The sequence below is a fragment of the Pseudomonas paraversuta genome (assembly GCF_904063065.1).
Taxonomy (GTDB): domain Bacteria; phylum Pseudomonadota; class Gammaproteobacteria; order Pseudomonadales; family Pseudomonadaceae; genus Aquipseudomonas; species Aquipseudomonas paraversuta.
In genome coordinates, this window is sequence record NZ_CAJFCL010000001.1 from 24,432 (window position 1) to 45,615 (window position 21,184).

Below are 21,184 nucleotides of genomic sequence, written 5' to 3' on the forward strand. Positions count from 1 at the left end.
GATGAAGCTGCCCTTGAGCCTGCTGACCGCATGCCTGCTGCTGAGTGCGTGCAACCAGACCCGCCTCCACAACGAGCCTGCGCCGATCCCCCCTGCCAACTGGCAAGGCGCCCATACGCTGAGCAGTCCAGCGGGCAATCAGCAGTGGTGGACGCATTTTTCCAGCCCCGAACTGGACCGTCTGATTGCCCAGGCCCGGGCTGGCAGCTACGACCTTGCAGCCGCCGTCGCACGCGTGCAGCAGGCCCGGGCCAGTGCCGTGATCGCGGGGGCCCCGCTACTGCCCGAAGTGTCATTCGGCGCCAGCGCCAATCGCCAGAAGCTCTTGCACGGCAAGGGCTATAAACAGCTTGATGGCAACGATGACAAGCAGGCCGTGGACTATTTTGATGCCAAGCTGAGCGCCAGTTATGAAGTGGACTTTTGGGGCGGCAAATCCGCAGCACGGGACAGCGCCGTGCAGGCACTCAAGGCCAGTGAGTTTGATCAGGCCACGGTCGAGCTGACCTTGCTCAGCAGCGTGGCCAACAGTTATGTGCAAACCCTGGCCTTCAACGAACAACTGCGCATTGCCAGGCTCAACCTGGCCAATGCGCAGAACGTCATGCAGGTCGTGCAAACCCGCTATGACGCCGGCTCGGCCACGGCCGTGGAACTGGCCCAGCAAAAGAGCCTGGTGGCCGGCCAGCAACGGCAATTGCCACTGGTTGAGCAACAGGCCCAAGAGGCGCGAATTACCCTGGCCGTGCTGCTTGGGCAACCGGTGCAAAGCCTTGTTCTGGGCAACACTGCGTTCGGCCAGTTGCAATGGCCATCGATTGGCAGCGGCTTGCCCAGCGCACTGCTGACCCGGCGCCCCGACATCGCCAGTGCCGAAGCCAGGCTCGCCGCAGCAGCGGCCGACATCACAGTGGCCCGTGCAGCCATGCTGCCCGGCCTGACCCTCAGCGCGAGCCTGGGATCGGGCTCAGACCGTTTCAGCGAGCTCCTGCGCAGTCCGCTCTACAGCCTCGCCGCCGGGCTGGCAGCCCCGATCTTCAATAACGGCCGCCTCAGCGCCGAGCGCGACAAAGCCACGGCGCACCAGCAAGAGCTGCTGCAAATCTATAGGGGGAGCATCATCAACGCCTTCGCCGACGTCGAAAAAGCCCTCAACAGCGCCAGCGGCCTGGACCGACAACGGCAATGGCAAGACGAAGAACTGAAACAGGCGCAGCAGGCATTCGATATTGCCGAACAACGCTATAAAGCCGGGGTCGAGATGTTGCTGACGGTCCTGGAGACCCAGCGCACGCTGTATCAGGCACAAGACCGGAACGTTCAATTGCGCGTGGCCCGGTTACAGGCCAGCATCGCGCTGTACAAGGCATTGGGCGGCGGCTGGCAGGTTCAGTCTCCTCCTGATGTACCTCCCCTGTAGGAGCTCGCTCCTGCAAGAGTTACGGTAAGCCACTGGATGGAACTCTGAATGACGGGGGCAATCAGTGATTCATGCCCTGCGGTTAAATGTGCTTTGCCCGACTTGCGGTTTTTCCGGCTGGGAAAGGCGAGGATACTCAGCCTGATTCTTACGACCCCCAAGGAGTTATCCATGACAGTTCCAGCATTCGGCGTCGGCACTTTCCGCCTTAAAGGCCAAGTGGTGATTGATTCAGTCAAAAATGCTCTTGAGTTGGGCTATCGGGCCATCGACACCGCCCAGATCTATGAGAACGAAGCCGAGGTCGGCCAGGCCATCGCCGAGAGCGGCGTACCCCGCGATCAACTGTTCATTACCAGCAAGATATGGGTCAGCAACTTCGCCCACGACAAACTGATTGCCAGCCTCAAGGACAGTTTGAAAAAGCTGCGCACCGACCACCTGGACCTGACCCTGATTCACTGGCCTTCGCCGAACAATGAAGTCCCGGTCGCAGAGTTCATGGGCGCGCTGCTTGAAGCCAAAAAACTGGGCCTGACCAAAGAAATCGGGGTTTCCAACTTCACTATCGACCTGCTGAAAGACGCCATTGCCGCCGTCGGTGCCGAAAACATCGCCACCAACCAGATCGAACTGCATCCGTATTTGCAGAACCGCAAACTGGTTGAGTTCGCACAGAGCAAAGGCATCCATATCACGTCTTACATGACCCTGGCCTACGGCGAGGTGCTGAAAGATCCGGTGATCAAGGCCATTGCCGATCGCCATGGGGCGACCAGCGCCCAGGTGACCCTGGCGTGGGCCATGCAACTGGGCTACTCGGTGATTCCGTCATCCACCAAGCCTGCCAATCTTGAGAGCAATTTCAAGGCCCGCACCCTGACCCTGAGCGAAGAAGACATGGCGCAGATTGCAGCGCTGGATCGCGGCCATCGCCTGACCAACCCGCAAAGCGTTGCGCCGAAGTGGGATTGACCGCTGCACTGTGACAGGCAGGAACGAGCTTGCTTCATGATCCCCGCAGGTGATCCGGCTGAAACCATCGCGAGGCAAGCTCGCCCCTGCAGTCGTTATTTCTGATTCGTCCCGAACCTCTGTAGCTGCATCTCCTGCAGCCGGCTCAGGGTGCGGCGAAAGGCAAACTCCAGATAACCTTGGGTGTACAGCTGATTCATTGGCACTTGCGCCTCAATGCACACCGGTACTTTGCGGTCGTAGCACTCGTCTACCAGTGCGATGAAACGTCGTACGCTGTCGTCGAATCTGGACAGCTGCGGCAATTCGCGATCTCCTGCCTCGACCTTTACCGGGCCATCTTCGGTCCCCCGGGCAATCTTGCCCTCCCGTTGCTCGGCACTCAGGCAAGGCACATCACTGAGCAGTATCACTTTGAAGCGGTCACAGATATCCATGAACTCACCGGCGGCCAACGGCTGCTCGCACAGCTCATGAAAGTTGCACCACAGCACAGTGTCGCTGGCTTGCACCACCCGCACAGAGCGATGTCCGACGCTAATCGGCAGGTCAGAGGCAGCCTGCCCCCGGGTCAGTTCTGCAAACACTGGCGGCATGACACTCGGCTGCCCCGGACCGGTCACCCAATAGCGTTGTTTGGCAATGCCGGGATGCAAGCGATGATCCTCGGTGCCGTCGACCGAGACGATGTCCATATGCTTGAAAATTGCGCTAATCGCAGGGGCAAAGCGTTCTTTGTTGTGCCCCTGGCTATACAGCTGCTCCGGCGGTTGATTGGAGGTACAGACCAGTACCACCCCCTCATCAAACATCACCTGAAACAAACGCCCGAGAATTATGGCGTCACCGATGTCATTGACGAACAGCTCGTCAAAACACAGAACCTTGAGCTCTTTGCCCAACTCCTTGGCCAGAACGTTAAGCGGGTCGGTGGTACCGGTCAGTTGAAACAGCCGCTGATGCACCCATTGCATAAAGTGATGGAAATGCTGGCGCCGCGCCGGGACTTGCAGGCTCTGGTAAAACTGATCCATCAACCAGGTTTTCCCCCTGCCCACCGGCCCCCACAGATACACGCCCCTGACCTCCCGGGAGCCTTGCTGCAGAGCCTCGTGGCAACGTTGCAGCACCTGTACCGCCTGCCATTGGGCCGGATCATGGACAAAACCTTGCTGCTCGACGGCCTGTTGCCAGGCACTGAGGGGGGACTCAACATTCATTGCGATGACGGGCTCCGGAATCAGATCCGCCAGTATGCCAGCAAGGCCATGTCTTTCGGCACTTGAAATTGTCCAGGGCACCACCACATTGTTACCCGAGCGGTAACAGAGCATTTTGCCATCAGGCCTTTTTACTTTGATGGATCGGCGTATCATTTAATGGGTGTAATGAACTGTAATTGAAACAACAGGACACTTCGTACGACGCTTATCGATTCTTTAACTCGCGCCGTAACTTCTTTCCGCCTGCATGGCAAATGAAGTGAGTCAGTTTGATAACTTTAGAGGCCACTCCCATGAAAACTTTAATTGCGTTATTCCTTGCCGGCTTTGCCAGCCTGGCCGTTGCAAGTGGAAGTACAACGCAGCCACCCTCGTCGGTCGAGCACTACAGCTACGGGTCGAAACTGGACATTGCGAAAGTGATCAGTCTGTCCAGCATCCCCGATGTATGCGAGGTTGTTCCGGCGCAAATGATCTATGAAGACTCCCATGGTCAGCGTCACACCCTTGAATACCAGGTGATGGGCGACGGTTGCAGCAACCGCTAGACACAGACAGTTGCACCCACGGACGCAACCCCCGGGCCCCCTCTTTCGAGGGGGCTTTTTATTGGGCGGGCAAAACACCCGATTATTACTGATCCGGAAAGACTGCATGGCAAAGGTTTGACTTTAATCAATACGGCAGACGCGTATTCTATGTTCATCCCTCAGCACAACATTGAAACAGGGCACGGTACTTCGTATTACGTCGCACGTCTGACGGCGTAATAACTTCTCCCGCCGACACGGCAATTGAAGTCAGTGATACGTGATTGTTTTAAGGTCTCAACAATGAAAAGTTTGATTGTTCTTGCACTGATTGGTTTTTCAACACTGGCGGGCGCTGATGAACTTCAAGTCGCGCAACAACCGGCTGTAGAACATTACACCTATGCCACCAACCTCGATATTGCGAAAGTTATCAGTGTGTCGCCTCTGGATGACGTCTGCGAAGTCGTTCCGGCGCAAATGACCTACGAAGACCATCAGGGTCAGCGTCATATTCTCGAGTACCGCGCAATGGGTAACGGCTGCAGTAACGGTTAATACAGGCGCGACTGCAGGACGAGGTCGATAACAATCGGGGGTTCTGGTTGTCATCGCCCTGGCAGGGTCAGAATTTGATGAGCGAGGCCGCGCATGACCTGGGATCGAGGCGAATGTCGCAACGTAGCGGCATGGGTCTGGTGAGCAGCGAAGAATGCGACTTTGTCAGTGGCAAGTTTGCCTGCGACTTGCGGGAGATAACCCGGGAGTAATGGCTGGCACGGCAAAACCGCACCTCAAATAAAGCCCGACCCTGCATTGGCAGGGTCGGGCTCGAAGCGCTTGGCCAGCGGTTCGTGAAAGACGTCAGAATCAGTCTTTTTTCTCGGAAATCACTTTGCCGCTATGGTCAAAAGTGGTTTCGACCTCGACTTCCACGCCGTCAATTTTCTTCAGGCCTTCAGCTTTCCAGATGCCTGCAGCCGGGTCTTGCAGCTCGATTTTCTTGATCACGGTGTAACCATTTTTGCCCTGAAGCACTTGAACTGCTTCTTCGGAGAAGGCCCAGTTCGGACCCGGAGTAGCAGCCATCGCAGCGCCGGAGCTCAACAGGACAGCGGCAGTGATCGCAGCAGCAAAGGTTTTCTTCAACATTGTCTTAACTCCATTAATTGATGTTGCGTCTGGTACTCAATGTGACTGGAACAACCGTAGCAGATATAAAACAGCCCATGGAGCTAAATGGCATGCTTTTGATCTGGCTCAGGTTCTCGTTAACTCCGGCACAGGGTTAGAATGCTCGGCCTCAAGGAGAACCAATGAGCGATACGCGCCACGCACCAGCCCAATACGATGCCATCACCGAAGCTGCTGCTCAGTGGTGCATGCGTTTGCACGAGCCCGATTGCACAAACCAGGAGCGTGAAGCATTCGCTGTGTGGCTGCACGCAGACCCTCTCCACGCCATCGAGTACGAAGCCATGCTCGATATCTGGGATATCAGCGAGCACTTGCCCCGCCCGGCGCAAATCACTGCGGGCCCTGAAAAACAACGTCGCAGTACCTGGCAACGCCTGAGCATTGCTGCCGCAATCCCCCTGATCGCGGTTCCACTGGCCGCTTATGGCGGCTGGCAACTGGGCTGGGTGCCCAGCTCCTATCAGCGCCTTGAAGCAGGTAATAGCGTAAAAACCGTGACCCTGGCCGATGGCAGCCAGGCAGAACTTAATCTTGGTACGCAACTGACCTTCAGCAACTACAAGGACCAGCGCCGGGTTTCCCTGAAAAATGGTGAAGCCTTTTTCAAGGTAAGCCACGATGCCTCGCACCCCTTCGTGGTGCAGGCGGCCGAAGGACGGATCCGGGTCACCGGCACCCAGTTCAATGTGTGGATGTATGAAGACCAGGTGCGGGTGACACTGGTGGAGGGCTCGGTGCTGGTGACCAGCAACAAGAATCTGAAGAGTGACGGCTTGCGCATCGAACCGGGGATGCAGGCACGCTATAAAGCCGGCGACTACGCCCCGCAGATCAGCCAGACTTACACCAACGCACCGGAGCTTGCATGGCGCGACGGCAAGCTGGTGCTGGACAACCTGCCGCTGGCCGACGCCTTGCCCCTGATCAATCGCTATCTCGGCACACCTCTGGTGCTGGCCGACAACGCCGCCGGAAAACTGCGCATTGGTGGCGTCTTCAATACCCGGGACATCAATCAGTTGGTGAATTCCCTGCCCAAGGTGTTGCCGGTGTACCTGAGCCTGGGCCAGGACGGCAAACCGCTGATCAGCTCTTTGCCCCGCGGCTAACCCCGGGGCAATCAAATACCCCCATCCCTGGCAAGCCCGCGCCTGCAAGACCGGCGTCAGCGCGCCCCGTATTCACACCCGGTAACCGGATCCACCCTGCCCCCTGCAAACTCACATTCAAGGGCGTCCCTCGGCAGGGCTGTCTGTTGAACTTTGCAGTCCGGCAGGTGCCAGTACAGAAAACGAAGCACATTAAAAAAAATTAATAATCGGTTAAAACACCCGCCCGTAAAGGGCCCTTGGGTGAATGCGGCGATTTCACGACAAATTTTCTACATTCCGCTGTTCATGATTTACACCGCTCATTCGTCTAATTAACCGAGAGCATTTTTTATTTTCCTGATCAGGCTCTGAAAAGGAGTTTTTTGCATGCGAGACCAGCAAATGCCAACGGACGGCCAACAGCATCGCGAATCCACATTCCAGCCTGACCCCGAGTTGCTGGAAGCGCTTGCGCCGTTGCAAGGCAATGAACGGATCCGCCACTTACTTAAATGCTTCGGGCTGCGTACCAGCCTGGTACGGCTCAAGGTCATCGATGCGTTGCTGACAACAGCCGGAAGTGATCGCCGGCTGGGGGTGCGCGGCATGCACAGTCACTTGCTGGCACTGGATATTCCACTGTCGTTTCTGAGTGTACGAGAGGTGCTCAAGCGTCTGTGCAGCGAGGGTGTGGTGGTACTGAACCAGGACAAAAGCTACAGCCTGCATCCACAGGCTGAAGCCGTATTGACTGGCAAAATCGAGGCTTAGATCTTGGTCTTGCGGCGCATCACGCCGTTGATCACTACCACCACCACTGCCACGCCGATGGCAATGTACTGGAACATTTTCTCGGAAATCATGCCGGCGTTCTGCATGTACGAAAGGCCGAACATGATCCCCAGAACCACCAGTGAAATCAGAATCGAGTATTTCAAGCGCTGTGAAGAGGTCATTACCTGTTCCTGAAAGTAAGGCTAAAAATGTAAGCCGGAAATTTAACAAATATGCCGGGTTTGCGGAGATGATTTGAAACAACCGTGGTCTCATCTTACAGCCGGGGACGCTTTTTAGCTCCCTGGCGATAACCTTGAGGATTTACCCATGTTGCGTCGAATCACCCGGCTGGTTCCGCTGTTGCTCATCCTGGCCATGAGCGGTTGTGTGTTTTTCCCAGGTCACGGATGGCATCACGATCACCGTTACTACGATGGCGGCCCTGGTTATTACCACCGCTAATGCTTGACCCCGAGCCTGCCCCGCAGGCTCGGGTCAGTGTCGAAAGCCGCTACCGGGCCGCGCACACAAATCCACCAGCCAGTCGACAAACACCCGTACCCTCGAAGACAGCTGGCGATGTGACGGGTACAACGCCGTCAACGCCAGACGCGGCGGTAAACAGTCGCTCAGCACCTCTTGCAAACGCCCTTCGCGCACCAGTTGAGCCACGTGATAATGCGGCGCCTGAACCAGACCGTATCCCGCCGTGCACGCTGCCAGATACCCTTCTGCACTGTTAACTGAAATTTTCCTGGGCAGGTCGATCATGCGCACCTGCTCACCGTCCTGAAACTCCAGCCCGTAGCGCTTGCCCGACACACTGGAGAAATACTCCACCATCTGGTGCCCGCTCAAATCCTCGAGGGTTTGCGGAACACCGCGGGCTTGCAGATAGTCGGGGCTGGCGCAGGTTACCTGATCCATCATCACCAGCGGGCGCGCCACCAGCGAGTCATCCATCGTCAGCCCGCCGCGGATCACGCAATCCACACCCTCACGAATCAGGTCTACCGGACGATCGCTGAGGCCGATTTCCAGCTCGATCAACGGGTAGCTGCGGGTGAACTCAGGCAACGCCGGGAACACCACCAGACGCCCCACGGCCGCTGGCATATCGACCCGCAACTTGCCTTTTGGCTGGCTGCTGTTGAATAGCCCTTCGGCTTCTTCCAGATCGGCCAGCAAACTGACGCAGCGCTGGTAGTAGGCGGCGCCATCCAGGGTGGGACTGACCTGACGGGTGGTGCGATGTAACAACTGCACCCCCAAATGCGTTTCCAGTTGCTTGATCAGCACCGTGACCGAGGCGCGGGGCATTTGCAGGCTGTCTGCGGCCTTGGCAAAGCCACCCAGCTCGACGATCCGGGTGAAGACCAGCATGGCGTTGAATCGGTCCATGGTCTTTCCACTGTTTAGATTTTACGAACAGTCATAATGCTTTTACCCGGTTTATCTTGCCAGTGTCGGGGTTAACAATAGTCCCTCCACTACTCAGGAGCACCCCGCATGCACACTCGCCAACTTGGTAAAGACGGGCCGCAGGTCAGCGCTATTGGCCTGGGCTGCATGGGCATGACCGATTTCTACACCACCGGCAGCGACACCCGCGAAGCCGTGGCCACCTTGCACCGCGCACTGGAACTGGGGATCAACCTGCTCGACAGCGCCGACATGTACGGCCCGCACACCAATGAAGAACTGATCGGCCAGGCAATTCGCGGCAAACGCGATCAGGTTTTTCTGGCCAGCAAATTCGGGATTGTGCGAGACCCGGCCAACCCTGCGGCCCGAGGCGTGAATGGACGCCCCGAGTACATACGCCAGTCCATTGAAGGCAGCCTCAAGCGTCTGGGCGTCGAAACCCTGGATCTTTACTACCAGCACCGCATGGACCCGAGTGTTGCGATTGAGGAAACCGTCGGTGCCATGGCTGATCTGGTAAAGGCCGGCAAGGTCCGCTATCTGGGCCTGAGTGAAGCCTCGGTCGCGACCCTGGAGCGCGCCCACAAAGTGCATCCGATCAGTGCCCTGCAGAGTGAGTATTCACTGTGGAGCCGTGACCCCGAGGACAACGGTTGCCTGGCGGCATGCCAGCGTCTGGGCATTGCATTTGTGCCCTACAGCCCGTTGGGCCGGGGATTTTTGACCGGAGCCCTGAAGTCCCCGGACGACTTTGCTGCCGACGATTACCGTCGTCTCAGCCCGCGTTTCCAGGGAGACAACTTTGCCAAAAACCTGCTGCTGGTCGAGCAAGTGCAAGCCCTGGCCGCAGCCAAGGGCGTGACTGCCGGGCAATTGGCCCTGGCCTGGGTACTGGCCCAGGGTGATTACCTGATCCCGATTCCGGGTACCAAACAGCGTAAATACCTGGAACAGAACGTCGCCGCACTGGAAGTCAAACTGAGCCCCAGCGAACTGGCGGCACTTGAAGCGATCTTCCCGGCCAGCGCCGTGGCGGGACAGCGGTATGCAGAAGAGTCGATGAAGCAGCTCAATCGCTGAGTCCTCGACTCCTCAGGACATAACCCGCACCTGGCGCCCCTTGAAAACGCTGCAGGAGCTGGCTTGCCAGCTCCCACAAACAAGCCAGAGCCTCAGAAATCCCGTTTGTAGAAGATATCCAGCGAACTGGCGACGCCGCTGGCAACCTCCACATACACCCGTTTGCTGAGCTTGTAGCGCAAGGCAATGGTGCTGGCGGGTTCAAATACGCCAACCCCGTAGCGCACACTCAATCGTTCGTTGATCTTGCCACTGGCCACCACTGCGGTGTCATTGCCACTGCCTTCGGTATCGAGCTCAAAATCCTTGATCCCCAAATGATTGGCCAGATCCGTGGTAATTCCCGAACTGCCCATCAGCCCTAAGCCCAAAGCTGCCTGAGCGAGCAAGTTGTCATCTTCGCCAGTACCTGTCAGCGGACGCCCCAGAACCAGGTACGACAAGGCCTGCTCCTGACTCATGGCCGGCTCCGAGAAGATTTGCGTGGTGGGCTGCTCCGCGCTGCCCGTCAAGCGAATCCCGGCGATGACGTCGTCAGTCTGGCGAACCGCTTCAATGTCCAGATACGGCTGATCGATAGGGCCTGCAAACAGCAGACGCGCCCGGCGAATGGTCAGCCTCTGGCCATAAGCACGGTAGCGACCATTGTTCAGACGCAACTCACCCCGGGTGTCCATGTTGTTGCCAATATGCACCTGGCCCGCCAGATCGGCATTCAGGCCAAAGCCCGAAAACGTCAGCAGCTCTTGCCCAACCACCACGTTGATGTCCATGTCGACCACCATGGGGGGCGCCTCATCCGACACCTGTTGCCCGACAATCACAGTGTCATCCGAAATCTTGACCGTCGAAGGCGGCAATTCGCGAACCACGATTTCACCTTTGGGTACGTTTACCGTGCCCGCAATCATCAGAGTGTTATTGGCGTTAAGCGAAATTTTCAGGTCCGGCGCAACCTCTAGCTTGGCGTATGGCTCAACCGTGACCGGAAGATGATTGCCCTTGACCAAGACATTGACCGCCGTGGCCTTGCCCCAGGCCACATCGCCGCTGATGCTGCCCTGCCCCTGCTTGCCGCTGGTCCAGCCACCATTGAGCTGCGCGGTTTCGCCGTTGATATTGGCCGTCAGTTGCAGGTTCTCGAAGTTGGTCGGCAGTTGCGGGCCCGACACCTCACCACCGGTCAGGGCCACATTGCCGTTGATGTGCGGCGCCAGCAAACTGCCCGCGATCGTGCCCGAGCCATTCAACTGCCCCGTGAGCTTTTCAACCATGGGTACAAAGGGACGAACGACCGAAACATCCAGCCCGCTCAGGCGGAACTCACCGGTAATCGGCTTGTTTTTCGGCAATGGATTGATCCGTGCGCTGAGCATCAATTGCCCCAGCTTGCCACCGTCAAAATCGAACCGCGTGTCGACCCGGTCAGGGGTCAGGTTGCTGGTCAATTTGAACGTCTGATACGGGAAGTTCAGCCACTGGCCCTTATCTTTGATACGCAAAGTGCCACCGCTGGCATCCACCACAACCTGGCCCTTCGGCCCGCTGGCAGGCAAGTCCAGCAACAGGTCTGCGTTGAGCTGACCCTGCCACTGGAAATCCTTGGGCAACCACTGCGCCAGACTGTCGAGGGGGAACTGCTTGAGGTGCAACCGCAGTTGCGGGTCCGGCACCAGACGCTGATCTTCACTGCACAGGCTGGCAGGACCGGAGATCCAGCATTGCGCCCCCAGGTTGACCCGGCCATCGGCCAGACGCTCGAGACGCGCCGGTTTTTGCAGCTGCCAATCCTGGCCCCCAGCCTTGATGTCACCACTGACCAGTCGTCCACGCCAGTTGTCTTTGTCCAGGCCACCGTCCAGTGCCATACCCAGCTGCAGAGTTGGCCCTTGCAAAGCCAGTTTCAGCTGTTGACGCTTGATATCGCCGCTGCCGTTAGCGGTCAGTACACCGAACTGAGTATCACCGGCCTGAATTCCGCTGCCCTTGAGGTCGATCCGGCCTCGCTGATTGCCATCGAGGCTGGCGTTCAGGGTCAGGTTTTGCAGGTGGTTGTCAGCAAAAGCCAATTGCTGGCCATTCAACACAACCTTGCCTTGCGGCGCCTTGAGCGTACCGGCAACGTCGACCTGCCCTTTAAGTTGCCCGCGCAGTTCAGGCCATAGCTGACCCAGGCGCGGCAAATTGAGGTCCAGTTGTGCCTTGATCTGTTGCTGCAAACTGGCGGTGCCGTTAATCCGGTTATCCCCCAGACGAATGTCCAGCGCACTGACGGTCCAGGCCTCGCCTTCACCCGCGGCTTTGGCCTGAAGCATGGCGGGCAAGCCACGCAGACGGCCTTTGAGGTCAAGATTGGCATCCAGCTTGAGGCGCTCGTTCTTGAACTCGCCGGCGCTACGCAAGGGCCCCGCCAGCGTGCCAGGCAATTCGGCAACCCAGTAAGCGGGGTTGATGGCGCTCAAGTCCAGCGCGGTGTCCCAGGCAACCCCGTCGGCAAACTGAACATTCACGTGGCCCTCGGCTTTGCCCTGCCCGGCAACCAGCTTGAGCTCCGGCAGGAAGATTTTGCCCAGATCGCCACTGAACGGGCTGCTGAGGCTGAACTTGCCTGCAGGCCCGTCGAGGTCGGCCTTGAAGTTGCCCAGGTAATTGCCGTCGCGGTAGGAGACTTCGCCGCTAAAGGTACGAAGATCCACATCAGGTTTGGCGATGACCGGGTAAAGGTTATGCCAGGGGAATTCCAGCCAGTCGATCTTGGCCTCGGCGCTCAATCCCTGATGCCAGTCCACCTGCCCCGAGAGCTTCAAGTGTTGCTGGGGGCCGGAGGTCAATTGCAGTGCCGCGATCTGTGCGCCCCTGGCATCCACTCGCCCTTTGAGCAGCAGATTTACCGGCGTATTTTCAGCCGGCAAGGTGGCGCTGCCGTTCAGCTCGTAACCGTCCTTCAAATCACCTTTGGCGCTGAGCACCAGCTGTTCGACTTGCAAGGTGTCCGGCAGGTCGAAGCCGGGGTTGAACTGCTCCGATGTGATCTTCAACTGCGCCGGCAGGTTGTCGGCCAAGGGTTGAAGCTCGCCCGCGATATGAGAATTGAGATAACCGCTAGTATCCGCTGTCAGGTTCAGCGTGGTGCGCACATTGCCATCGACCTTCAGCGCCAGTGCCAATAGTTTGCCATCCGGCGCAGGCAGGCTGATGTTGCCTTGCAGGGCAAGCGGCCAGTCGCCATTGGGCTGCAACAGCCCGGACATCTCTACATTCAGGTCTTCACGTTCGACATGCACCGAGTCGATCCGCAGTCCCTTGGCGGTCCATTGCGCCGCCATCTGCATGCCCTTGAGCTGCTCGATACCGTTGAACAGTACATTGCCGACTTTCACGTCCCCGACTTCGATCGCCAGCGGCAATTTGAGATCAGGCAAGCTGACCGGGCCGCTGCTGCTGTCGTCACCCGGCGGAAATTGCAGGCTGACCCGGTCGGCCTGCAACTGGTCGATACACAGCGTCATGCGGGTCAGGCAGCCCGGCGACCAGGCAAAAATCGGCCGATTGACTTCGACACGGCTGCTGCCTTGTTCCCACAATAAGTAATCGGCACTCCACTGGCCGCCCAGGCGCCCGGCAAAGTTTTCCACCTGCAAACCGGGCACTTGCCCCAACACCCAGCGGCTGCCCGCCTGGGTGCCAAGAACCACCCCCAGCCCGACAACCACCAGCAGCACCAACGCCAACAGCACAAGGCCAACTATTTTCAAACCACGAATCACAGCTCAGGCCCCATCGAAAAGTGCAAACGAACCCCGCCATCGTCATCCAGCGCATGGGCCAGATCGAGACGTATAGGGCCTACCGGCGAAATCCAGCGAATACCGACACCAACACCGGTTTTCAAGCTCGGGAAGTCCAGGGTGTTGAACGCATTGCCCTGATCGACAAAGGCCGCCCAGCGCCATTTTTCAGCGAACTGATACTGATATTCGAGGCTCCCTGCCAGCATGTAGCGCCCGCCGATGCGATCACCGTCCGAGTTTTTTGGCGACAGGCTCTGGTAGTCATAGCCACGCACGCTTTGATCGCCACCGGCAAAGAACCGCAAGGACGGCGGAATCGACTTGTAGCCGTTGGTGGCGCTGCCACCGAACTGGACACGGCCCAAAAAGCGGTGCTTGTCCCACAGGGTGGTCAGGGCCTTGAACTTGATATCGCCGTGCAGCAGGTTGGTATCCGACATCAGGCCTTCTTTGGCCACCTGCACATCGGTGTTGATGCTGTAACCGTGGCTCGGGTCGATGCGGTTATCACTGCGCAGGACCGAATAACTCACCCCCGGCATCAGTAGGGTACTCAGACCCGAGTCATCGCCCAGACGGTATTCTTCGCGCTGCCACTTGAGCGAAACAATCCGCGTCCAGCCGTTATCCAGCTTGCTGTGCCACTCGGGCCCCACCGTCAGCAGCTTGCTCAAGGTATCGGTATTGGCAATTTCTTCGTACTGATAGCCCGCAGCCAGGCGCAGCTTGTCCGTCAGGGGCGGGTCCAGCGGAATGTCATACCAGGCGCCGACGTTTTGCTTGGGCTGGGAAATCTCGGACTCAAAGCCATAGCTGTCGCCCCGCGGGTTGTCCCAGTGCCGGGTCCAGCTGGCTTTGCCCCGGGGGCCGGTGTCGGTCGAATAACCAAGACCCAGGGTCATGGTGCGCGGTTTGCGCGTTTGCAGATCCACGTCGACCGGAATCACCTGCCCCACAGCGGTACTCGGTGCGGCATCTACGCGCACAATCTCAAAATAGCCGCTGCTTTGCAGGTTTTGGTTGAGCTCGGCGATCAGCTCCGAGTCATAAGGGGTGTCGGGTTTAAAGGGCACCATGCGTTGCAGCAGGGTTTGATCAAAGGGCGCATCACCGGCAAAGCTGACTTTGCCGAGCACATAGCGCGGCCCGCTTTCGTAGACCAGATTGATATCGGCAAACCCACCTTTAGGATCGACCAGCAGTTCGTGCTTGATGAATTTACCGTTGAAAAAACCGTAGCGTAGGGCACGGTTCAGAATCATCCGTTTGGCTTGTTCGTAGTTGCCCTGATTGAGCACCGCGCCGGGTTTGAGATCATCACTGGCGGGGATTTGAAAGGCCTTGAGCGAGGCAGCCGGGCCTTCGACACGCACGTTGACGTTGCGCAGATGCACCGGCTCACCGGGATCGATACTCAACTCCAGACGCGGCGGATCACCGGGTTTGACCTCGACATCAATGGTGGGTTGGTAGTAACCCAGGGCCTGGGAGGCTTTCAGGGCTTGCTCCTGGGCGCCACGCTTGAAGCGCAACAAAGCCGCCTCGTCGCGATCGCCGAGGCTGCCGATATAGCCTTCCACATTGGCCTTGAGGGCATTGTTTGCCGGCTTGACCTTGACCACCAACTCGCTTTGGGCAAATGCCGCGAAGCTGCTGATCAGCAGGACAAGACCACTGGTAAATCTTCCTGGAAACTTCATAGGCGCGGATGCTATCACGGGCAGGAGTGCGCATAGAGCGCACCAACGCGCAGAAGTTCGGTTTTAAGCCATGTCTGTATGTAACACCTGCGGATTGGCGTGAAAAAACACGCGCTCAACCACCGGGCCGATCGCCACTTCACCGATCTCCACATACCCCTGACGTTTGTAGAAATCCTGATAATGCGGGTTGCCCGTATCGAGCACCACGCCTTCGGAATGCTCGTCCTCGGCACACCAGTTGTGCACGGCCTCAAGCAACTGTTCGCCATAGTGCAAGCCTTGAAGTTCAGGATGGATGCCCAGCAGTGGCAACATGTGTACCGCGTCGCCGGGCACGCAGGCCAGGACCGCCTGATGATAGTCAAGATAGCGCCGCGTGCAGCGCAACCCCGTGCTCAGCAACATGCGCAACTGCCACGCCCAGCTTTCCGTAATGCCCAGCCGCCGTTGTGGCGGGGCAATCAGGGCAATGCCCACCAGCCGGTCATTGACCAGCAATCCCAGCGCGGGCAGATCCTGCAGGAAATGCTGCTTTACCAACTCGCGAACCGTGGCCCGAACCCGTTGCTCATAGCCCCGGCGCTGCGCCTCAAACAAGTAGCGAAACGTCGGTTCATGCCTGTATGCCTGATAAAGCAGAGAACGCGCTTCCCTGGAATAGCCGCTGTCGAGCATTTGAATCTGGCTGGCGGCGTTCGACGTTTGCGTCATGACGATCAATCTCCCTGGCGGATGGCGGCACTTCTAGTGAGTACGAGCCCCCGAGGACCACAACAGTTCAATCGTGGCCACGTGCTTCCTACGTTAGCAGCGCATTTGCCGCACTGCACGCAGGCCGCTAACATCGCAGTTTTGCTCAGGACTGCCCGCCCATGAAAATCGTTTCTTTCAACATCAACGGTCTGCGCGCCCGGCCGCATCAGCTGGCAGCGCTGATTGAAAAACACCAACCCGACGTGATCGGCCTGCAAGAAACAAAAGTCCATGACGATCAGTTCCCCCTGGCCGATATCGAAGCACTGGGCTATCACGTGCACTTTCATGGGCAGAAAGGCCATTACGGGGTCGCCCTGCTCTCGCGCCAGGCACCGCTTGAATTGCACAAAGGCTTCGCCGGCGATGAAGAAGATGCCCAGCGGCGCTTTATCTGGGGCACGTTCGCTGACGAGAACGGCCAGCCGGTAACCATCATGAATGGTTATTTCCCACAGGGAGAAAACCGCGATCACCCGACCAAATTCCCTGCCAAGCAACGCTTTTACAGCGACCTGCAACAACTGCTCGAGAGCCAGTTCAGCAACGAGCAGCCATTGATCGTGATGGGCGACATCAATATTTCCCCGCAAGACTGTGACATCGGCATCGGCCCGGACAACGCCAAGCGCTGGCTGAAAACCGGCAAGTGCAGCTTTTTGCCCGAAGAGCGCGAGTGGATGGAACGCCTCAAGGGCTGGGGGCTGGTGGACAGCTTTCGCTACCTGTACCCGGATGTGACTGATCGCTTCAGCTGGTTCGACTATCGCAGCCGTGGTTTCGAAGACGAGCCCAAGCGCGGCCTGCGCATCGACGTCATCCTGGCCTCCCGGGGGCTGGTGCCCCGGATCAAGGCTGCAGGTGTCGACTACGACCTGCGCGCCATGGAAAAGCCTTCGGACCATGCGCCGATCTGGCTGGAATTGAGCTGAACGGGTGCAGCAGCAAGCTCGCCCCTGCAGGGTTATGTGATGAAAATTACAGAACCTGCGGGAGCGGGCCCTGGACCTGTGTCATCGGGCTGAAACACATCTGACTTAAATTGCTGGCATTTCCCTGGGGAAGGTGCCCGTCGATGCTGCGCTTAATGTTGCTATGCCTGTTATGGGCGATAGCCAGTCCGGCCCATGCCGCCGATTTGCGAATTCAGGGTTCAAACACCATTGGTGCCAATCTCGGACCGGCACTGGTGACGGCCATGCTGATACAACAAGGTCTGCACGACGTCCACAACGTCCCTGCATCCCCTCCCAACGAGCACAGCATTGTCGGCACCAATGCGCTGGGGCAACAGGTCCGGGTGGATGTAGCAGCCCACGGCTCCGGCACCGGTTTCACTGCATTAAAGGCAGGGCAAGCGGATTTGGTGGCCTCCTCGCGCCCGATCAAGGATCGGGAACTGGTGGAACTCGAAGCCCTTGGCGACCTGAAAAGCCCCGACGCCGAGCAAGTCATCGCCATCGACGGACTGGCCATTATCCTTCACCCGGGCAACCCGATTTCTCAATTGAATACCGAGCAACTGGCACAGATATTCAGCGGTCAGATCAGTACATGGGACGCTCTGGGCGGTATCCCGGGCCCGATTCATTTATATGCCCGAGATAACCAGTCCGGCACTTGGGAGACCTTTAAAGAGTTGGTGCTGAGCCGTACCGAACATCCGTTAAGCAAGACGGCGCAGCGCTTCGAGTCCAGCGAGCAGCTGTCAGATGTCGTCAGCCATGATCCCCAAGGCATAGGTTTTATCGGTCTGCCTTACATCCGTGGCGCCAAAACCCTGGCCATCGTGGACGGGTCGTCCCAACCGATGCTGCCGCTCAACAGTTTGATTGCCAGCGAAGATTACCCGCTGTCGCGACGCCTGTTCTTTTACCTGCCACCGACCAGCAGCAACCCCTGGGCCCGAGCACTGATTAGCTTCACCCAAAGTGCCCAGGGCCAGGCCATCGTTGCGCAAAACGGTTTTGTCGCCCAAAGGGTCCAGGCCAGCAGCGTGCTTCCCGGCGCGCATATGCCCCGGGACTACCAGACGTTGACCACACAGGCGCAGCGTTTGTCAGTCAATTTCCGTTTTGAGGAAGGCAGTGCATCACTGGACAACAAGGCACGTCAGGACTTGCTGCGGGTGGTCGACTATTTAAAGGCCAATGGCAAGTTGGACCGGCAGGTGACACTGGTGGGTTTTGGCGATGCCAAAGACGACCCCGAACGCGCGCAACTGCTGTCCAAACTCAGAGCCATGGCGGTACGCCGCGAGCTGGTTAAAAGCGCTGTAGTGCTGCGCGAGATCCGGGGTTACGGCGCGCAGATGCCAGTGGCGGCCAACACCGAAGATGAAGGCCGCCTGAAGAATCGCCGGGTTGAAGTGTGGGTTTATTGAACCGGCAGCTGGCTTGCCAGCGATGGCATACCAGCTCCCGCAATAGACAAGCCTCAGGGCTGCAGGGCAGCGTACTTGTCCAGTTCAAACTTGCCCACCGCAGCCCGGTGTACTTCATCCGGCCCGTCGGCCAGACGCAGGGTGCGTTGCATCGCGTACATGTAGGCCAGCGGGAAGTCTGCCGAAACCCCGGCGCCACCATGGAGCTGAATGGCCCGGTCAATCACCTTCAGTGCGACGTTGGGGGCAATGACCTTGATCTGCGCTATCTCGCTTTTCGCAACTTTATTGCCCGCCACGTCCATCATGTAGGCCGCCTTCAGAGTCAGCAGCCGGGCCATATCAATCTCCATGCGCGAGTCGGCAATCTTGTCGATATTGCCCCCCAGCCGCGCCAGCGGTTTGCCAAAGGCCGTGCGCGCCAGCGAGCGCTTGCACATCAGCTCCAGTGCCCGCTCGGCCATACCAATTGAGCGCATGCAGTGGTGAATACGCCCCGGGCCAAGGCGGCCTTGGGCAATCTCAAAACCGCGTCCTTCGCCCAGCAAGACGTTTTCGTACGGCACCCTTACATTATCGAACAACACTTCGGCATGACCGTGGGGTGCATCGTCGTAGCCGAACACCGGCAATGGCCGTACGATTTTCACCCCCGGCGTGTCGACGGGCACCAGGATCATCGAATGTTGTTGATGGCGCGGGTTCCCGGGATTGCTCAGCCCCATGAAAATCAAGATTTTGCAACGCGGGTCACAGGCTCCCGAGGTCCACCATTTGCGGCCATTGATCAACCACTCATCGCCGTCCCTTACAGCACGGGCCTCCATATTGGTGGCATCGGACGAAGCAACATCGGGCTCGGTCATGGCAAACGCCGAACGGATCTCGCCACGCAGCAGCGGTTCAAGCCATTGCTGCTTTTGCTGCGCACTGGCGTAGCGCACCAATACTTCCATGTTGCCGGTATCCGGCGCCGAGCAGTTGAAGGGCTCCGGACCGAGCATCGAACGGCCCATGATTTCAGCCAGCGGTGCGTACTCCAGATTCGTCAGCCCGGCGCCCAGGTCCGATTCAGGCAAAAACAGGTTCCACAGCCCTTCAGCCCTGGCCTTGCGTTTCAACTCTTCCATCACAGCAGTTGGCTGCCAGCGATCACCTTCAGCCACTTGCCGGTCGAAAATCGCTTCCGCCGGATACACATGAGCGTCCATAAACGCTGTCACGCGCTCGCGCAGGGCCTGAACTTTCGGGGAATAAGCGAAATCCATGGGTGGCTACCTTTTACCGGGAATAACGAAATGTGATGCCCGATGCTAGAACAGCCACCTACCATTTACCCCGCCTATTTACCGCGTGTATTACCATTCATAAGCAATATATGATTCGCCGCAGTCAACAACTGAACAAGAGCCCCGGGCCATGAATCTGAACAAGGTCGATCTCAATCTGTTTATCGTCTTCGACGCTATCTACACCGAAGCCAATCTGACTCGCGCCGGGCAAATCATCGGTATCACCCAGCCGGCGGTATCCAATGCCCTTGCACGTCTGCGCGAGAGTTTTAACGACCCGCTGTTCGTGCGCACGGCCCAGGGCATGGTGCCGACCCCCATGGCCCAGAACATCATCAGCCCGGTGCGCAGTGCCCTGGCCCTGTTACGTGTGTCCGTCCAGGAAAGTCGTATTTTCAATCCGCTACAAGCCAGTAAAACATTCCGGATCAGCATGACCGACCTGACCGAGGCGGTGATTTTGCCCCCGCTGTTTCAGCGCTTGCGGCGTCAGGCACCGGCAGTAGTGATCGAAAGTTTTCTTTCCCATCGACGTGAAACCACCAGTGACCTGGCTGCCGGGCGCCTGGATTTTGCCGTGGATGCGCCGCTCAACACCGACCCGCAGGTACGTCACGTCAAATTAATGGAAGACCGCTATGTCTGTGCCATGCGCCAGGGCCATCCATTAGCCAGCAAGCCCGTGATCAGCCTGGATGAATATCTGGCACTGACCCATATCCATATCTCGACCCGCCGCAACGGCCTGGGGGAAGTCGACCTGGCACTGGGCAAAATGGGCCTGCAGCGCAAGATCACCCTGCGCTCGCAGCACTACCTGATGGCCTCCAATGTGTTGCAACAAACCGACATGGTAATGACCGTACCCGAGCGTTTTGCCCGGCGTCATGCTCTGCACTTTGTCAAATTGCCCCTCAACGAACTGCCCAACGTCGAAACCCATCTGTACTGGCATGAAAGTACCGAGCAAGACCCGGCCAATCGCTGGATGCGTGAGCAACTGATTGAAGTGTGCCGGGAACAAGTCATCCGCGAAAATGAAGCCGGGGCCGCCAGCTTGCTTGACGTAAACGTCAAGCAGCCATTAGCTTAAGGGCATGAATTCTCAAGAGCCCGCCCATGAGCAGCCAGACGTACAGTATTTCCGACCTTGCCCGCGAGCTCGACATCACCACCCGGGCCATCCGCTTTTACGAAGAACAGGGCCTGCTCGCCCCCGAGCGACGCGGCCAGGAACGGGTGTACTCAGCCCGGGACAAAGTCAGCCTGAAATTGATTTTGCGCGGCAAGCGCATCGGCTTTTCACTGGCCGAATGCCGCGAGCTGATCGAGCTTTACGACCCCAGCAGCGGCAATCAAAAACAATTGAACAGCATGCTGGGCAAAATCGCCGAGCGCCGTGAGCAACTGGAACAGCAATTGCTGGACATTCAACAGATGCAGCTTGAACTCGATACGGCTGAAGAGCGTTGCATCCAGGCCCTCGAACAAACCATAAAAAACCTGCCGGCCTCCTGAGGCCCAAGCTCCCCCAGGGCGCATAC

20 protein-coding genes and 1 pseudogene are annotated in these 21,184 nt (G+C 58.1%); 13 read left to right on the plus strand and 8 right to left on the minus strand.

Annotation, left to right across the window (positions count from 1 at the left end; all coding sequences use genetic code 11):
• Window position 1 precedes the first annotated feature (1 nt).
• Window positions 2-1,420 (plus strand): efflux transporter outer membrane subunit, encoded by a 1,419-nt coding sequence (locus JQ845_RS00105; protein ID WP_203007890.1) that lies wholly within the window; start codon window positions 2-4, stop codon window positions 1,418-1,420.
• 171 nt (window positions 1,421-1,591) lie between these two features.
• Entirely contained in the window at window positions 1,592-2,395 is an 804-nt protein-coding gene (gene dkgB, locus JQ845_RS00110; protein WP_161719534.1) for a 2,5-didehydrogluconate reductase DkgB, read from the plus strand.
• Between the two features lie 95 nt (window positions 2,396-2,490).
• Here dkgB and zapE read toward each other — a convergent pair whose 3' ends face one another.
• Window positions 2,491-3,615, minus strand: coding sequence for a cell division protein ZapE (gene zapE, locus JQ845_RS00115; RefSeq protein WP_203007893.1), 1,125 nt, complete (start codon window positions 3,613-3,615; stop codon window positions 2,491-2,493).
• A 296-nt stretch (window positions 3,616-3,911) separates the two neighbouring features.
• Here zapE and JQ845_RS00120 point away from each other — a divergent pair, with 296 nt between their 5' ends.
• The 3 genes and pseudogenes from JQ845_RS00120 to JQ845_RS00130 all read left to right on the plus strand — a co-directional run.
• Complete coding sequence (locus tag JQ845_RS00120; protein ID WP_003441480.1) at window positions 3,912-4,166, plus strand: DUF2790 domain-containing protein; 255 nt, start codon at window positions 3,912-3,914, stop codon at window positions 4,164-4,166.
• A 285-nt stretch (window positions 4,167-4,451) separates the two neighbouring features.
• Window positions 4,452-4,706, plus strand: a complete 255-nt coding sequence (locus tag JQ845_RS00125; protein WP_003441477.1) for a DUF2790 domain-containing protein — start codon at window positions 4,452-4,454, stop codon at window positions 4,704-4,706.
• Between the two features lie 11 nt (window positions 4,707-4,717).
• Window positions 4,718-4,918 (plus strand): annotated as a pseudogene (locus JQ845_RS00130) (GNAT family N-acetyltransferase); the annotation flags it as partial.
• A gap of 100 nt (window positions 4,919-5,018) precedes the next feature.
• Here JQ845_RS00130 and JQ845_RS00135 read toward each other — a convergent pair.
• Window positions 5,019-5,300: a PepSY domain-containing protein gene (locus JQ845_RS00135; RefSeq protein ID WP_003441471.1), complete on the minus strand. Its 282-nt coding sequence runs from the start codon at window positions 5,298-5,300 to the stop codon at window positions 5,019-5,021.
• A gap of 164 nt (window positions 5,301-5,464) precedes the next feature.
• Here JQ845_RS00135 and JQ845_RS00140 point away from each other — a divergent pair, with 164 nt between their 5' ends.
• The gene (locus JQ845_RS00140) at window positions 5,465-6,454 is read left to right on the plus strand and encodes a FecR family protein (RefSeq protein WP_161719530.1); all 990 of its coding nucleotides are present in this window, start codon (window positions 5,465-5,467) and stop codon (window positions 6,452-6,454) included.
• 369 nt (window positions 6,455-6,823) lie between these two features.
• Complete coding sequence (locus tag JQ845_RS00145; protein WP_127196558.1) at window positions 6,824-7,207, plus strand: fe2+ zn2+ uptake regulation protein; 384 nt, start codon at window positions 6,824-6,826, stop codon at window positions 7,205-7,207.
• Here JQ845_RS00145 and JQ845_RS00150 read toward each other — a convergent pair.
• The gene (locus JQ845_RS00150; protein ID WP_003441459.1) at window positions 7,204-7,392 is read right to left on the minus strand and encodes a hypothetical protein; all 189 of its coding nucleotides are present in this window, start codon (window positions 7,390-7,392) and stop codon (window positions 7,204-7,206) included. The genes JQ845_RS00145 and JQ845_RS00150 overlap by 4 nt on opposite strands.
• A gap of 148 nt (window positions 7,393-7,540) precedes the next feature.
• Here JQ845_RS00150 and JQ845_RS23110 point away from each other — a divergent pair, with 148 nt between their 5' ends.
• A complete protein-coding gene (locus JQ845_RS23110; protein WP_003441457.1) occupies window positions 7,541-7,675 on the plus strand; it encodes a hypothetical protein in 135 nt (44 codons plus the stop codon).
• Window positions 7,676-7,708: 33 nt separating this feature from the next.
• Here the strand turns inward: JQ845_RS23110 and JQ845_RS00155 are convergent, their stop codons facing one another.
• Entirely contained in the window at window positions 7,709-8,614 is a 906-nt protein-coding gene (locus JQ845_RS00155; protein WP_161719528.1) for a LysR family transcriptional regulator, read from the minus strand.
• Between the two features lie 108 nt (window positions 8,615-8,722).
• On the opposite strand from JQ845_RS00155, the gene JQ845_RS00160 reads away from it, so the two are divergent.
• Window positions 8,723-9,718, plus strand: a complete 996-nt coding sequence (locus tag JQ845_RS00160) for an aldo/keto reductase (protein ID WP_202210930.1) — start codon at window positions 8,723-8,725, stop codon at window positions 9,716-9,718.
• A 92-nt stretch (window positions 9,719-9,810) separates the two neighbouring features.
• On the opposite strand, the gene JQ845_RS00165 is transcribed toward JQ845_RS00160, so the two are convergent.
• From JQ845_RS00165 to JQ845_RS00175, 3 genes are all read right to left on the minus strand, one after another.
• Entirely contained in the window at window positions 9,811-13,485 is a 3,675-nt protein-coding gene (locus JQ845_RS00165; protein ID WP_203007897.1) for a translocation/assembly module TamB domain-containing protein, read from the minus strand.
• The gene (locus JQ845_RS00170; protein WP_003441426.1) at window positions 13,482-15,209 is read right to left on the minus strand and encodes an autotransporter assembly complex protein TamA; all 1,728 of its coding nucleotides are present in this window, start codon (window positions 15,207-15,209) and stop codon (window positions 13,482-13,484) included. Before JQ845_RS00170 ends, JQ845_RS00165 begins: the two co-directional genes overlap by 4 nt.
• Window positions 15,210-15,272: 63 nt before the next feature.
• Entirely contained in the window at window positions 15,273-15,923 is a 651-nt protein-coding gene (locus JQ845_RS00175) for a GNAT family N-acetyltransferase (RefSeq protein WP_003441424.1), read from the minus strand.
• 161 nt (window positions 15,924-16,084) lie between these two features.
• Here JQ845_RS00175 and xthA point away from each other — a divergent pair, with 161 nt between their 5' ends.
• Window positions 16,085-16,897, plus strand: a complete 813-nt coding sequence (xthA, locus tag JQ845_RS00180; protein WP_003441423.1) for an exodeoxyribonuclease III — start codon at window positions 16,085-16,087, stop codon at window positions 16,895-16,897.
• 143 nt (window positions 16,898-17,040) lie between these two features.
• The gene (locus JQ845_RS00185; RefSeq protein WP_003441422.1) at window positions 17,041-18,348 is read left to right on the plus strand and encodes a substrate-binding domain-containing protein; all 1,308 of its coding nucleotides are present in this window, start codon (window positions 17,041-17,043) and stop codon (window positions 18,346-18,348) included.
• 53 nt (window positions 18,349-18,401) lie between these two features.
• Here the strand turns inward: JQ845_RS00185 and JQ845_RS00190 are convergent, their stop codons facing one another.
• Window positions 18,402-19,616: an acyl-CoA dehydrogenase gene (locus JQ845_RS00190; RefSeq protein WP_203007900.1), complete on the minus strand. Its 1,215-nt coding sequence runs from the start codon at window positions 19,614-19,616 to the stop codon at window positions 18,402-18,404.
• A gap of 151 nt (window positions 19,617-19,767) precedes the next feature.
• Here JQ845_RS00190 and JQ845_RS00195 point away from each other — a divergent pair, with 151 nt between their 5' ends.
• Together JQ845_RS00195 and JQ845_RS00200 are read left to right on the plus strand one after the other, a co-directional pair.
• Window positions 19,768-20,733, plus strand: coding sequence for a LysR family transcriptional regulator (locus JQ845_RS00195; RefSeq protein WP_127196563.1), 966 nt, complete (start codon window positions 19,768-19,770; stop codon window positions 20,731-20,733).
• A gap of 26 nt (window positions 20,734-20,759) precedes the next feature.
• Window positions 20,760-21,158 (plus strand): MerR family transcriptional regulator, encoded by a 399-nt coding sequence (locus JQ845_RS00200; protein ID WP_003441419.1) that lies wholly within the window; start codon window positions 20,760-20,762, stop codon window positions 21,156-21,158.
• The last annotated feature ends 26 nt before the right edge of the window (window positions 21,159-21,184 follow it).

Excerpts from the sequence above, each read along its gene's own strand:
- JQ845_RS00105 (WP_203007890.1), top strand. The coding sequence starts at position 2 with ATGAAGCTGCCCTTGAGCCTGCTGACCGCATGCCTGCTGCTGAGTGCG.
- JQ845_RS00200 (WP_003441419.1), top strand. The coding sequence starts at position 20,760 with ATGAGCAGCCAGACGTACAGTATTTCCGACCTTGCCCGCGAGCTCGAC.
- JQ845_RS00195 (WP_127196563.1), top strand. The coding sequence starts at position 19,768 with ATGAATCTGAACAAGGTCGATCTCAATCTGTTTATCGTCTTCGACGCT.
- JQ845_RS00190 (WP_203007900.1), bottom strand. The coding sequence starts at position 19,616 with ATGGATTTCGCTTATTCCCCGAAAGTTCAGGCCCTGCGCGAGCGCGTG.
- dkgB (WP_161719534.1), top strand. The coding sequence starts at position 1,592 with ATGACAGTTCCAGCATTCGGCGTCGGCACTTTCCGCCTTAAAGGCCAA.
- JQ845_RS00170 (WP_003441426.1), bottom strand. The coding sequence starts at position 15,209 with ATGAAGTTTCCAGGAAGATTTACCAGTGGTCTTGTCCTGCTGATCAGC.
- JQ845_RS00150 (WP_003441459.1), bottom strand. The coding sequence starts at position 7,392 with ATGACCTCTTCACAGCGCTTGAAATACTCGATTCTGATTTCACTGGTG.
- JQ845_RS00155 (WP_161719528.1), bottom strand. The coding sequence starts at position 8,614 with ATGGACCGATTCAACGCCATGCTGGTCTTCACCCGGATCGTCGAGCTG.
- JQ845_RS00140 (WP_161719530.1), top strand. The coding sequence starts at position 5,465 with ATGAGCGATACGCGCCACGCACCAGCCCAATACGATGCCATCACCGAA.
- JQ845_RS23110 (WP_003441457.1), top strand. The coding sequence starts at position 7,541 with ATGTTGCGTCGAATCACCCGGCTGGTTCCGCTGTTGCTCATCCTGGCC.
- JQ845_RS00135 (WP_003441471.1), bottom strand. The coding sequence starts at position 5,300 with ATGTTGAAGAAAACCTTTGCTGCTGCGATCACTGCCGCTGTCCTGTTG.
- JQ845_RS00120 (WP_003441480.1), top strand. The coding sequence starts at position 3,912 with ATGAAAACTTTAATTGCGTTATTCCTTGCCGGCTTTGCCAGCCTGGCC.
- JQ845_RS00185 (WP_003441422.1), top strand. The coding sequence starts at position 17,041 with ATGCTGCGCTTAATGTTGCTATGCCTGTTATGGGCGATAGCCAGTCCG.
- JQ845_RS00145 (WP_127196558.1), top strand. The coding sequence starts at position 6,824 with ATGCGAGACCAGCAAATGCCAACGGACGGCCAACAGCATCGCGAATCC.
- zapE (WP_203007893.1), bottom strand. The coding sequence starts at position 3,615 with ATGAATGTTGAGTCCCCCCTCAGTGCCTGGCAACAGGCCGTCGAGCAG.
- JQ845_RS00160 (WP_202210930.1), top strand. The coding sequence starts at position 8,723 with ATGCACACTCGCCAACTTGGTAAAGACGGGCCGCAGGTCAGCGCTATT.
- JQ845_RS00125 (WP_003441477.1), top strand. The coding sequence starts at position 4,452 with ATGAAAAGTTTGATTGTTCTTGCACTGATTGGTTTTTCAACACTGGCG.
- JQ845_RS00175 (WP_003441424.1), bottom strand. The coding sequence starts at position 15,923 with ATGACGCAAACGTCGAACGCCGCCAGCCAGATTCAAATGCTCGACAGC.
- xthA (WP_003441423.1), top strand. The coding sequence starts at position 16,085 with ATGAAAATCGTTTCTTTCAACATCAACGGTCTGCGCGCCCGGCCGCAT.